This window comes from Nostoc sp. (assembly GCF_036917515.1).
Classification (GTDB): domain Bacteria; phylum Cyanobacteriota; class Cyanobacteriia; order Cyanobacteriales; family Nostocaceae; genus Nostoc.
In genome coordinates, this window is the sequence record NZ_JBALDE010000220.1 from 35,550 (window position 1) to 48,656 (window position 13,107).

The window sequence follows — 13,107 nt, forward strand, 5'->3', positions numbered from 1 at the left end:
AATATTCGTTTGCCGCCAAATTCAAAACCTCAAAGTTTTGGCTTGTGATTAAGACTATATTTGTAACTACATGGACGCTTTTGCTACCCTCCCACCTGAATGGACAAATAAGGCAATACATGCTTATGATTTTTGCTGTCCTAACTGCCACTCAAGTAGCCTAGAAGCTGAAAAAGTTTGGCTAAATCGGCGATCGCCTGTACTTACAGAAGACCGTCGTCGCAAATGGCAAGAGTTTTACTACTGTCACTGTGGTTCTGTGTGGTGGGCTTGGAGTAGCGATCGCCCACCAAAAGATATATCCAATCAGCCAGATTACAATCCTACATAGCTAATTTTCTTTCTAAACAAAACCCCACCTTGAAGTGGGGTTTTGTTTATCTAATTCTGAGCTTTATATTTCATCACCAATTTTAGAAGGTGAAGGTAGTACGTAAAGTACCTACGTATTCAGTGTCGTTAGCGTCGTTGTGCTCTGGATTGAAAATTACCAACAAGCCAGGTGTTACCTGAATATTATCGGAAACCTTGTACTTGTAAAGACCCTCTAAGTGATAAGAAGTACTGTCGTCGAAGGTAGTATTGCCGGCGACTGTTTTGATACTACCACCAGTAACTCTGGGTGGTTGACCAAAGATCACACCTAAAACACTGCCTTCTCCACCAAAGTCTTTTAAAGCAAGCGATCCAGCCCAGTACCAAACATCTGCGTCTGTACCTGCATTTGCACCAGTCAGAGCATCAGCAGTTGTATAACCCCCCCAACCACTAATAGTCAAGGTAGAACCAAGTTGCAAGGAAGCTTCTATACCGTAGTTATTGGATTCAGTGCGAGTACCAGCCCCAAAGGGATTATTGGCAAAAGCGCTACCTGTTCCTTGGAAAAGATTATTGACAGCATTACCAGCAAAGTAACTACGGGCGTAGGTCAGACCAATATTGAAGGCTTTGCTGGGTTTGAAAGTTAATTGACCGAAGATGGTGTTATCACCATCGAACAGCCCATTATTAAGACCGGGATTATTACCACCAAAGATATTACCAGTACCACTTGAAGGTGCTAAATAAGCACCAGTCAAACTGATAGCTTTGTTAGGATTTAAAGTAACAGTTAAAGCAGCAGAATTTTGACCTTGACGGTAAATGGGGCTAAAACGTCCATAACGAGAGAGCGCACCTCTAGCAGAGCTTGTAAAGTCAGGGTTGAAGGTGTTGACGTTTTCGTATAATTCACCACCACTAGCATCAACTTTGACACGTACAGCGTCAGAAAAGTTGAAAGCATAATTGATTTTATCAATCACAATAGCGTTGCCGTTATCTCCATCAAAACCCAAGCGGGTCATGTTAGTACCAGTACCAGTACCGGTTGCAGCACTACCAACATTAGAAATGGTATTGTTAGCATTCAAACGGAGTTGCAACTGGTCTGTACCAGTGAAACTGCTCAACAAGTTCAAACGAACGCGATCGCTAAAAGTGGTGTTATAATTCAAGTCTTGAGTAGGAGCACCACCAGGAACTGCTCTAGTGTCACCAAAAACATCAGACACGGCGAAAATTGCTTCTCCAACCAACTTGGTGGTAGTGGAAAATTGATTAGCTTCCAACTCAGAAGTGCGGGCTTCTAGTCCATCAACACGACCGCGCAAAGTTGCTAGTTCAGCAGAATATTCTTCTTGTAAGCGCTGTAAAGTGGCTAAATCTTGTTTGCTGACCAAATCGGCAGTAGCTGTAGCAATCAGTTCGTTAACTCTGTCTAGACAAGCATTCAAACCTGCGGCAAATTCATAACGGGTTAAAGCACGGTTCCCACGATAGGTACTGTTAGGATAACCTGCAATACAGCCGTAGCGCTCAACTAGAGATTGTAAAGCTTGGAACGCCCAATCTGTAGGCTGCACATCCGAAAACTGAGAAACTGATGTTACCTGACTCATTTCGTTAGACTCTTGAGTTTCAGATAACTGGTCAACATTTGTTATCTGTTCGTTGACTTCAGCAGCTAAGGCACTATTAGCAACGAAAAATGTAGCAGCTAATACAAACGGGCTAACTTTAAAAAGATTCCAGAATCGTTTTGTCATGATTTTTAATTTCACTCACACCTACAATAATCCACCCATGATAAAATGCTTTAAGCACTTTTGTTCTGTGGATTTCACACACAATCACAGCAACGATTATACCTATATCCTGTGATTATTACAAGCAATTAGTTAACATACTGCTGACTATAGTTTTTAATTAATTTATTTGGTAAGCGCAAAATAATGCGGCGTTTGTAACGTAAAACTGTTCCTTCTTCCTCTAACTGCTGTAGAAGTCGGGTAACTGTTACTCGCGTAGTATTTAAAACTTCAGCAATATCTTGATGGGTAACATTTAAATCAATTAACTTGCCCTTATCTACGTCACGTCCAAATTTTTCACTTAACCAGACTAAAAACTGCCATAAGCGTAGCAAAATTGGTTTTCGATGCACAATGCTTAGTAGATCCTCTGCTTGTTGAATATGAGACAACAAAGCATTAATATCTTGATGCCATAAATGAGGTGGCACAATGCTTACTTCCACACCCGTGAGACATTCAATCTGGTAGGGCTTGACTCTGGATAAAGGATAGCCAATCAGATCCCCTAGTCCCCAATAACCGAGAGTAATGAATGTTCTATCTTCACTCCATGTTAGGGTACGAACTGCACCGTATTCAATGCGCCAAAGTACGTCATTTTGAGGTGGAATTACTTCCCGACGGGTAAATATCTGCTGGGGTAATTGTCTGCTGAAAGCAGAGCTATTTGACACAGCAGAAGAATTTGAAGTAGAACTTGGGGAATACATCATTAATCGTAACTACATAATTATCAGGGAATCTCGCTATTTAAATGATTAAGAAACTCTAATAATTTGTATTAAAATTTACCTGTATATCTAAAAGTCTATTCTTCTCAATCAGAGCTAGGGACTAACTCAAAATCTTCTGATGGCAACAACTTTTGCTTAAGGTATCTATCAGTGAGATAGAGCCAAAATTTTAAGTTATTTATCTGTTACTATAATTGTGTAAGTTTAAGAACAGGTAAGCTTTTAGTAAAATATTTAGTTAACTTATTTTTAATTATTTGGTATTTTCTGAAGACTAATATCAGGATGTAGGCGCAAATAATCTATGAAAATAATAGGGTAGAATAGCGCTTACGAAATCGCTGGATTTAGATCCCCGACTTCTTGCAGACACCTGGAGCGTAGAAGTCGGGGATTTGGGCAAATGTCAATTAGGAGCGTTGACCGGTGACAATATATGCTACCCTTTGACCGATATTCGTAGCATGATCTGCCATGCGTTCCAGACAACGAATTGCCAGTGCCAGCAGTATAATTGGCTCGACTACACCAGGCACATCTCGTTGTTGGGCTAAAGTCTGATAAACGCGATCGTAGGCATCGTCTACAGTATCATCCAGATGCTTTAAACGGCGTCCACTGGCTTCATCGAAATCTCCCAAAGCCTTTAAGCTAGTTGCTAACATCGCCTGTGCATGAAGGGACATAGCTTCAATTTCTGGCAAAGACGTATGAGGCGCGTAAGGAAAAATTTTAATCGCAATCTCAGCTAAATCCTTAGCATAATCGCCAATACGCTCTAAGTCTCGCACCAGCTGCATAAAGGCACTCAAGCAGCGCAAATCTGGAGCTGTAGGCGTTTGCAGCGTCATAATCGCCGTACAGTCTGATTCGATTTGTCTATAAAAGCGATCAATCTTTTTATCTAATCGGGGGAGTTCCTCAGCTGCTGTTAAGTTACGAGCAAATAACGCTTGGTGACTGAGGCGAAATGATTGTTCTACCAAGGCACCCATGCGTAATACATCCCGTTCTAAGCGCCTAATAGCGCGTGCGAGTTGTGGTCTTTGCGGATTGGGAGTATAATTGACGGCTTTCACACTTGTTGTTTTAAAGGTGAAGATATTACTAACTATAGTCTTGGCTTAGGGAGTTTGCCATAACTTCCGGAAATTGGAGTTGCATCCATGCACCGCCAGTTTCTGGATGGTTCATCGCTTTAATTGAACCTCCGTGGGCGAGAAGAATTTGCTCAACGATCGCTAATCCTAATCCATTACCAACGATCGCTCCTATGGAGTTACTATCTTGGGGAGAATGGGTTCGCGCTTTATCTCCTCGATAAAATCGCTCAAAAACGTGGGGTAAATCTGCCTCAGAAAAGCCGGCTCCAGAATCAATAAGGCTTATTTCTAAGATTGAGGAAGCAGCATCATTATCTTTTGTTGATAAGATTTTCGCTTCAAGGTAAATGCTTGTACCAGGAGGACTGTACTTAATGCTATTGTCTAGCAAGTTGAGAAAAACCTGGTAAATCCTGGCTTTGTCTGCCTTAATCCAAAGATTTTCTGGGCCAGAATAAGAAAAAGACAGATGTTGACGCTGTACTAAGGGTTCTAGTGTTTCCCAAACAGATGCAATCAGCGATCGCAATTCTACAGTTTTGGCTTGCAATTGCATATTTGGGTTTGCTTCCATTTGGGTAAGTTCTAACCAGCTTTGTACCAAGTTAATCAGCCGATCAACTTCTTGCATGAGGCGGTTAACCCAACGATTTAAAGGCGGTTCTAAGCGGTTTTGTAAAGTTTCTACAACTAAGCGAATCGAAGTTAGCGGCGTTCTGAGTTCGTGTGCTAGATCGGAAAAAGAGCGATCGCGTGCTTGATTTATATCTAATAGGGGTTGACGATTTTCTAAAAAAACTCCCACTTGTGCATTGGGTAAAGGGAAGCTAGAAGCGCGCAAAGCTAGAGATTTAATTGTTGCCATCTCTGCTGCATCATCACAAGATGGATGAAATATCCATTCTCCGGTTTGTGGTTTTTGGCAATCGCGAGTTTGCTCAATTAAATGGTCAAGTTCATAAGACCTTACCAACTCCAGTAACAAGCGCACCTGTTCTGGTTGCCAGCTTTGCAGATACAAAATTTCCTGCGCCTGTCGATTACACCACAGCAGTTGATTTTCCTCATCCACCTGCAAATATCCCACTGGGGCAAAATTTAGCAGGTCTTGGTAAGTTTGCAACGACTGCTGCAAATCTTGCCGTTGCTGTTTCACCATTGCTATTTCTTGCCGCAACCCAGGAATCAGCAGCAGTAGCATCTTATAAGAATGCGAGGTTAACGGTCGGAGTAAGCGCCCCAGGTAACGGTTAAGTTGAACCTGTTGCCAAACCCAAAACCCAATGCCTACCGCTAAACCTAGAAAAAATCCCAATAAAAGCATTTGAGTTGTTAGTTTTTTGGTGACTACTAAAAACTAACAACTATCCCAACTAATTATCCAAACCTATAGCCAAAACCTCGTACAGTCACAATATATTCGGGATGACTGGGGTCTTGCTCTAATTTTTCGCGCAACCACCGAATGTGAACGTCTACGGTTTTACTATCGCCGACGAAATCTGGCCCCCAAACCTGATCGAGCAATTGTTCCCGTGACCATACCCGGCGAGCATAACTCATAAACAGTTCCAGCAAGCGGAACTCTTTAGGGGAAAGACTAACTTCTTGACCGCGAACCAGCACGCGACATTCTTGAGGATTCAAAGTAACATCTTTGAATTTTAATACAGGTATTTGCGGTAAATTACTTAGGCGTTGGCGGCGGAGTAAAGCGCGACAACGAGCAACTAACTCGCGCATACTAAAGGGTTTGGTCAGGTAGTCATCTGCACCCACCTCTAGCCCCAAAACACGGTCAGTTTCACTACCCTTAGCACTGAGCATTAAAATCGGTACTGGGTTGCCTTGATGACGTAGCAAACGGCAAATATCTAGCCCATTGATTTGCGGCAGCATCAAATCGAGAATCACCAGATCGAAGGGAAGTTCCCCTGAATTGGTTTCAAAACTTTTGAGATACTCTATAGCAGACCGCCCATCGCGAGCTGTTATCACCCCGTAACCTTCTTCTTCCAGAGCTACAGCTAGCATTTCCTGGATTAATTCTTCATCTTCTACTACTAGAATACGGCTGGTTTGTCCAATATCCGTTCTGGCTGAGTATTTGGTCGATTCACTGGTATACATTGATATCACAAAAGTCTAAGACTGTGCTTGTATCAATTAGGATGATTAAATCTATTATCTCGCCTTATTGCAACCACAATTTTGCTAGGGTTAATTCTTTTAGATTTTATTTACAAAAAGTAATATATACCACAGCAGTTTTTTAAATCATAAATCACTGTGCCTGCAAGCTTCTAATATAGTTTTTTAATTAAGGACTTTAAATCGATTCTGTCTTCGCAAGGTTCAAAGACATTATTGTATGAAGGATTATCTTGACAGAGGAAATTAGTTTAGGTATATTTATTTTAGTACAAAAATACTATATAGTCTTAAAGAGAAACTATACCTGAAAAACAGAAAGACATATACGTGGAAAATTCGTACCCACTAAGTCTTAGATATGGAGCATTTCAGTATTTCCACCGCGTTAAAAATGTTGATTCAAAGGCTACTCTGATGTCTGCATAGGGTAGTCATTGGTATGGCTTGCTACCCAAGAAAATTTGCCTATTGAAGGGAGTTGGAAGATGACTACAGTTGGAGTCAAAGACAGCAAACAACAACTAATGCAAGCATTTCAACAAATTATTATTCAAAGAAAAAAACTTGAATCTAAAATAGCAACTAAACAAGAGGAAGCAGAAAAGGCAAAAAGTCAAGGAATTCTGCAAGCAGTTTCTGCATATACAGTTGATAGTATTGTCAAAGGTTTAGCTGATTTACAATTAGAGTTTGGCAGTATTCTCAATGGATTATCTGAAAAACTAGCTCAGGAAAATTCCAAATTAGATGAATTGAACCAAGCTATAGAAATTGAAACTCAACGCCTACAAGAACTGCAACAAATTAGAGTTGTAGCGGATACTCTAGACATTTTAAGTCAAGAACACCAAGAAAAACTAAAAATTCTCGAACAAGATACTATTAGCAAAAGGGAAGCGCTAGAAAAAGAAATTACAATCAGGCGGAAAGAATGGCAAAAAGAGCAAGTAGAGTATGAAGAAAAACTCAAAGCATACAATGATTTATTAGCCAAAGAACGCCAGCAAGAACAAGAAGAATTTCAGTATAAGTTACAAACTACTCGTAAACTCAATACAGACAGCTACAAAGGGATAAAGCGCCAACAACAAAGGGAAATACAAGAAAATTTTCAGAAAAAAGAGAAAAATTGGGCAGAACGAGAAAAAATCCTCACTGAACACCAACCACTTTTTGCAGATTATCAGCAAAAAGTAACTATATTTCCTAATGAACTTGAAGAAGCCGTTAAGAAAGCCAGAGAAGAAGCAATTAAAGAAACAAGCCAAAAAGCTAAAATTGAGGCTGATTTATTTGAAAAAGAATGGGAATCTAACAAACAGAGTTATGAACAAAAAATTCAATCTCTGGAAGAAACAATTAAGAAACAGTCTGAGCAAATAGAAGGTATTTCTGCTCAACTGCAAACTGCATTAAAACAAGCACAAGATTTAGCTATGAGGGCTTTTGGTAGTTCTAACCCTAAATAGTTGTGAGTCTGTAGCATCTTAACAATTTTGAATTCCTGAAGGGGAGGTTTGTTGTGGTGGGGAAGAAACCGACTGAGAAAAATACTAAAGTAGAAATTCTTCAGGCGTATGAGGAGTTAGCAAAAGAGAAAGTCACATTGAAATCAGAACTCGATAAAGTTGCTAAAGAAAACCAGTTTGTTACTAAAGAACAGCCTAAATCAGAACAACAAACAGCTACCAATCAGCTTTTTACTGTTCAACAAAAGATGAACAATACAATTGAAAGCTTGGCAAAGATTCAGTTAGGTTTTGGCAGTGCTGCTAATAACTTATCAGAACAGCTAACTACAAAAGCCTCTAAGTTAGAAGAAATTAGGCGAACTTTAGAAGAAGAAATCCAACAATTAGCACAGTTGCATAATTTAGAAATTTCTGATTATATTTTGGATACTCTTATCCAAGCTTATGAAGATAATACTAAAGCTTATCAGGAAGAATATAGCCGACGTTCTGAAGTGTTATTCCAAGAAATACTAGAGCAAAGAAATACTTGGGTAAAAGAACAAGAGGAACAGCAACGGACGATAAAAGAACAGAATGAAAACTTGAATAAAACTCGGCAGCGCGATACAACAGAGTATAAATATAATTTAGAACTCCAGCGACAACTGCAAAATGACGAATACGAACAGGAGCAGAAAGCGCTATATAAACAATTGGAAGAATCACTACAAGAAACAGAAAAGCAGTGGGCTGAACGGGAGAAAGTAATTTCTGAGAGAGAGAAACAATTTGAAGAGTTAAAAGCTAAAGTAGAGGCTTTTCCGAAAGAAAAAGAAGCAGCCCTCAAAAAAGCTATAGAAGAAGGCAAAGGCATTGCCCACTACCAGGCTAAAGTAAAATCAGATTTATATTCTAAGGAAGTGGAAGGACAAAAGCGTTTCTATGAACAAAGACTGCAATCTTTAGAACAAACTATTACTAATCAAGAGATGCGAATTCAAAATCTTTCTAAACAACTTGAATCTGCTCTCAAACAAGTTCAGGATTTGGCAGTGAAAGCTATTGAAGGTACTTCAAATGTTAATTCATATCAGGCAATCAAAGAAATAGCTTTAGAACAGGCAAAGACTCAAGTAAAAAATAAATAAGCTAATTTATTTTTGACGAAAATTGCAGAGACTTAATTTAATTTAAGTCTCTACAAGTAACTTTAATAATTTTTATTCGGTTTTCTTTGGTTTTTTGAGGTCTGAGGGAGGTTGTACTTTCTTCTTTGTTGCGCTAACCTGCGTTTGCTTCAATGCTTTGTTGAAATTTTGTTCTTGACTAGACATAATACTAAATTTTAATATTTCCTACAATATTATTTAGATTATAAGTATCATTGATTACATAAATATATCACAGAGAATTTAAGTTTAACTAAAACAAGTTAGTAAATAATATTACCCCTGTAAGAACCTTCACTTTTAGCGAGATAAATACAAATCTTAATAGGCATCTGCTGAAAAAGAGACGTAGTACTGCTACATCTCTACAAGGGTTTTGGATAATCCATATTTAATTTCTAGAGATGTTTAATAGCGGGGGTGCGATCGCCTCAGCTACCTACAATAGATTGAACTTCTATCAGGGGTTGAATCTCTGTTTCAACTTAAGCCTCGACAATTGACGTATAAATTGGAATATCAACTTGTATAGCTTCAAAGCTGATAACTAAAGAGTATGGAACGCTAGCTTCTGGATCGTTATTCCAACCTTCATGTCCAACTACCGCAATAGAAAATGCTTCCGTGAGTTCAAATGAATTTACAACAGCCCAATCCTTCTGAAGGGTTCCTGCACTTCTAGATACATTTTTAATTATTCCGTGATGATTTTGTTTGCCGAGCATCCATTTAAAAAGATCTTCTCCCTTCTCCGCATCTTCTGGAGCAACAAACTCTTCCAAAACTCTAGCCTTAAAAAGTTCTGGATCTTCTCCTTTTTTACTACATTCCCAATCTAGCCAAGTTGAAAGATATTTTCGGCGATTTCTACGGGTTCGACGTGGTTGGGCTTTGTATGATAAAGTAACCTCCAGAAGAATCTTAAATGCCTCTCCTTGAGAACGCAATTTTTCTGGCAGTTTTACTTGGTAAATATGAGCTTGTTTAGCTATAATACGGCGCTCTCCTGTTGTCATCAAAGTGATTCTATTGGGAGTATTACCCAAAGCACGATCAACATCGGGAAGACCATAACCAATTTGACGTAGGATGTGCAGTTTATCGCCACCATATCCCACTATCCATTCTGGCCATCTTGCTGATTGTACTATTAATGCACGGTAAAGAAGGCAACTTTCATTAGGTAACTCAGCAGCAAGACGTACAGCAATATGGCTTACTTTGGGTACTGCAAAAGAAGTACCAACTTTATCAGCCCCAATCGCTGGGCCACCGTTCAAAGTTGATCTTACTAATTCGGGACAAACATCTTTAGGAAAAGTAATATTTGGTGGTAAACCTTCATCTATTACTAAATCTCCACCATACTCAACTACTTCCGGTTTAATCGTCTCCCAAATTCCTAATCCACAGCACGAAAAAGCGGAGGGTTTATCTTTCTGTGCAATCGAATAATAAGGTGGTGCATGATAAGAATTTAAAGCAATAGAGCCAACCGTTAAAGCTTGAAAACTTTGTGCAGGGTTAGCAATTCTGCATGAATCTTCTAATAGATAGTCTGGATATTGTCGATTTGCTGCTATATGTTCTCTCACAGATAATCTTGTAAAACCAATTCTACTGTTGAGAGGTAAATTTCCTGCTGCAACAATAAAGAGAATATCCTTTTTTTGCCATGTTAAATTATCAATAGACGATGCCCAAGCACTCATATATCGGGTTAGGCAGGGAACAGAACCAGTAATAGAATGGTTAAAAATTCTAGTTCCTGTTTGTTCGTGATAAAATTCTACTATTTCACCCAGAAGATTCGCTGGAAATAGTTGTTTAGGTAGTTTGCAGTTAGCCTGAAGAACTCTGGCATTTTGAATCCAGCAAACAGCTTTTTCATTACCATTACGAGGTATAGTTTTTGGATAAAGGACTGCACCGGCGACACTTGTTCCATGTCCACCATTATTAACATAGTCTGGAGTTTTATCAGTTTCTCGTGGAACCCAAGACCTTGAGTTTTTTGAATCAATTGCTGCTCTTAGCAGAGAATGTCTTTCTTGAATACCACTATCTATAACGCATACTTTAGGAGCATTTAATTCTGGCGATTCTAGTTTAAATGATGGAGAATCAGTATCAGATAGATCCTCTTGCTGAATAATTTCAGCAAACTCAGCTGGCTCACTAACATCAAAAATGTAAGGAAAATTTTCAACTAAATCTTTTAGACCTTTACCTGAAATTTGAATTCGACATGAAAAACTGTCAGGCAAAGTAGCTGTACCAATCTCACCCCCATCATCTTGAAAACCTTTGCTAATCTTGCCTTTATAAAATTGAATAAACTCTTCAAATTCTTCTTGCCTTTCCCAGGATATCTCTTCCCATTCCTGCTCAGTTAGCTGACGTTTTTGAATCCACTTATTAACTCGCGTTGTAAATTTATCATTAGTTTCATTAGGTTGGGGTTTGGGATAATTAGGCAGCTTGGTTTTAGTTTCTACACAAGCAACACCTACATCAACAGTGTATATCTGCTCTTCTTTTATAGCAAGCCAATTCTCATATAATTCAGCGAATAAGTTTGGAGAAAGAATCAATTCTGGCTTTTTTTTACCGTCTATTACTTCCCAAATTTCAGCAACTTTATTACCACCATACAGCTCATTAATAAATTTTTCTATTTTTTTTTGTAATTCACTAAGTTCTAAATCTGCTGATGCACCGATAATATATCCATCTTCGGTATCAGCAATCAATTCAATGCCATATGCTTTCAACCCATCTGGATTAAAAGAATCAGGATCAATTTCTAAGATAATACGTCGAGATTTAAGTGGCGGCTTCTCTTCTTGCTCTCGTTCTTCTTGAGTTTCTTGCCATTCAAAGATCAAGGAGTTAACCGAACTTTTGAGTTTACCTCCATGTCCCTGGCGATTACCCAGATTAACGACTGTTATAAGATTATTTTTTCCTCCTCCTGATGGCGATGCAGCACGTCCTTCTGTTGTTAGCCTAAGCCGGATATGCGGAAAACCCTGAAAACTTTCAACCATTTATTTTTCCAGACAGCAAAATTTAATACTAGGAAACTTTGATTTCTGCGATCGCTTCTTCTAAGTGTTCTTGAATCACTAGCTCCTCCCGCTCAAGGATTGCTCGTTTAGCTGCATCTTGTGCAACCCTCACAGCTTGAGCCGCAGAAAAACCTCTCATCTGCTCAATGATCCTTGGCCAGTTGATAGATCCCACTTCAATTGCAGATAGTGTTTCCTTTAGTATAAATTCTAGCTCTTGTTCTCCGGGTTTGGGTACTGCGATCAAATCATCAAATCTTCTCCAAAGAGCAGTATCCAGAGATTTATTTAAATTTGTTGCTGCTACTAAAAGCCCTGAAGAGGGTTGATACTCATCCAAAATTTGCAAAAATGTATTTACTACTCGCTTAATTTCTCCTACTTCCTGAGAATCTTCTCGTGTCTTAGCAATTGAGTCACATTCATCAAGAAACAATAAGCATGGATTTTTTGAAGCATCCTCAAATACAAGTCTCAAATTGCTCGCAGTTTCCCCTAAAAAAGACGATACCATTGCATCAAATCGAACTTTCAGAAGTGGTAAACCGGTATTCCAAGCTAAACGTTCTGCTCCTAGCGTCTTTCCACAGCCAGGAGGCCCATATAGAAGAATTTTTTGTCTGTAACGCAATCCATGATGAGCAAGCCTATCTCTTGCTGCATATTCGCGTTCAATTCGGCGAAAACGTTTCTCAATATTTTCAGGCAACACCATATGATGCCGCAAATTGTCCCTTGGTATAATAGTTACCAGAGGAAGATTAAATCGCTTACTAGTTGGTAATTCAGTTAAAGCCTGTAAGTTTTCTGGTATTGAAGAAGCAGGTTTGCTGATGTTAGTAGGCTTCTCTTTCTGGCTTTTTTTAGTGATATTCTCTAACTGGTCAGCTAAGAGAGTATGCCCCTTAGTGCGTTCTTCCTCAATTACTAAATATGTCAGCTTGTCAATCGCTTCTTGATCTGAACTAGCGATCGCTCTAAAAAATCTCTTGAGAAGCTCTGCTTTCATACTGCCTCTCAGTATAAATAATAATTTTTGACTATTTAGTACTATTGTACTATAAAACTATAGTGCATTATAAATCATAACGCGATCAGCTTGTCCCTAATCATTATATTAAGTTATATAAATGAAAAATCATTTTTTTGCTTAGGAATTTAACATATCTAACCATAAGACATTGCTTTAAGGTCTATAGCAGTTCCTGCTTGAGTGCAATACAGTATGGGATGATGGAGTATATCAACGTCTAAGTGCCTGTAGAATGAAACCTTACTCCTGTGATC

10 protein-coding genes are annotated in these 13,107 nt (G+C 38.9%); 3 read left to right on the forward strand and 7 right to left on the reverse strand.

The window, feature by feature from the left end; all coding sequences use genetic code 11:
- The first annotated feature begins 70 nt into the window (after positions 1-70).
- Positions 71-331 carry a hypothetical protein gene (locus V7K89_RS28925; RefSeq protein ID WP_292774854.1) on the forward strand — a complete coding sequence of 87 codons (261 nt, stop codon included), beginning with the start codon at positions 71-73 and terminating at the stop codon, positions 329-331.
- 82 nt (positions 332-413) lie between these two features.
- Here the strand turns inward: V7K89_RS28925 and V7K89_RS28930 are convergent, their stop codons facing one another.
- From V7K89_RS28930 to V7K89_RS28950, 5 genes are all read right to left on the reverse strand, one after another.
- Positions 414-2,087, reverse strand: a complete 1,674-nt coding sequence (locus tag V7K89_RS28930) for an iron uptake porin (protein WP_335193415.1) — start codon at positions 2,085-2,087, stop codon at positions 414-416.
- A 128-nt stretch (positions 2,088-2,215) separates the two neighbouring features.
- Positions 2,216-2,848: a Crp/Fnr family transcriptional regulator gene (locus V7K89_RS28935; RefSeq protein ID WP_335193418.1), complete on the reverse strand. Its 633-nt coding sequence runs from the start codon at positions 2,846-2,848 to the stop codon at positions 2,216-2,218.
- 431 nt (positions 2,849-3,279) lie between these two features.
- On the reverse strand, positions 3,280-3,948 hold the full coding sequence (gene phoU, locus V7K89_RS28940) for a phosphate signaling complex protein PhoU (protein ID WP_335193420.1): 669 nt from the start codon (positions 3,946-3,948) through the stop codon (positions 3,280-3,282).
- 28 nt (positions 3,949-3,976) lie between these two features.
- Positions 3,977-5,296: a sensor histidine kinase gene (locus V7K89_RS28945; RefSeq protein WP_335193423.1), complete on the reverse strand. Its 1,320-nt coding sequence runs from the start codon at positions 5,294-5,296 to the stop codon at positions 3,977-3,979.
- 53 nt (positions 5,297-5,349) lie between these two features.
- Positions 5,350-6,102 (reverse strand): response regulator transcription factor, encoded by a 753-nt coding sequence (locus tag V7K89_RS28950; protein WP_334847208.1) that lies wholly within the window; start codon positions 6,100-6,102, stop codon positions 5,350-5,352.
- A gap of 509 nt (positions 6,103-6,611) precedes the next feature.
- On the opposite strand from V7K89_RS28950, the gene V7K89_RS28955 reads away from it, so the two are divergent.
- Complete coding sequence (locus tag V7K89_RS28955; protein ID WP_335193433.1) at positions 6,612-7,595, forward strand: hypothetical protein; 984 nt, start codon at positions 6,612-6,614, stop codon at positions 7,593-7,595.
- A 53-nt stretch (positions 7,596-7,648) separates the two neighbouring features.
- Complete coding sequence (locus V7K89_RS28960; protein WP_335193435.1) at positions 7,649-8,728, forward strand: hypothetical protein; 1,080 nt, start codon at positions 7,649-7,651, stop codon at positions 8,726-8,728.
- A 506-nt stretch (positions 8,729-9,234) separates the two neighbouring features.
- On the opposite strand, the gene V7K89_RS28965 is transcribed toward V7K89_RS28960, so the two are convergent.
- Positions 9,235-11,799, reverse strand: coding sequence for a S8 family peptidase (locus V7K89_RS28965; RefSeq protein ID WP_335193438.1), 2,565 nt, complete (start codon positions 11,797-11,799; stop codon positions 9,235-9,237).
- Between the two features lie 28 nt (positions 11,800-11,827).
- Positions 11,828-12,829 (reverse strand): ATP-binding protein, encoded by a 1,002-nt coding sequence (locus V7K89_RS28970; RefSeq protein ID WP_335193440.1) that lies wholly within the window; start codon positions 12,827-12,829, stop codon positions 11,828-11,830.
- Positions 12,830-13,107: the final 278 nt, after the last annotated feature.

Bases quoted from the DNA above. Each gene is read 5' to 3' on its own strand.
- V7K89_RS28925 (WP_292774854.1), top strand. From the start codon at position 71: ATGGACGCTTTTGCTACCCTCCCACCTGAATGGACAAATAAGGCAATA.
- V7K89_RS28930 (WP_335193415.1), bottom strand. From the start codon at position 2,087: ATGACAAAACGATTCTGGAATCTTTTTAAAGTTAGCCCGTTTGTATTA.
- V7K89_RS28935 (WP_335193418.1), bottom strand. From the start codon at position 2,848: ATGATGTATTCCCCAAGTTCTACTTCAAATTCTTCTGCTGTGTCAAAT.
- V7K89_RS28945 (WP_335193423.1), bottom strand. From the start codon at position 5,296: ATGCTTTTATTGGGATTTTTTCTAGGTTTAGCGGTAGGCATTGGGTTT.
- V7K89_RS28950 (WP_334847208.1), bottom strand. From the start codon at position 6,102: ATGTATACCAGTGAATCGACCAAATACTCAGCCAGAACGGATATTGGA.
- V7K89_RS28955 (WP_335193433.1), top strand. From the start codon at position 6,612: ATGACTACAGTTGGAGTCAAAGACAGCAAACAACAACTAATGCAAGCA.
- V7K89_RS28965 (WP_335193438.1), bottom strand. From the start codon at position 11,799: ATGGTTGAAAGTTTTCAGGGTTTTCCGCATATCCGGCTTAGGCTAACA.
- V7K89_RS28970 (WP_335193440.1), bottom strand. From the start codon at position 12,829: ATGAAAGCAGAGCTTCTCAAGAGATTTTTTAGAGCGATCGCTAGTTCA.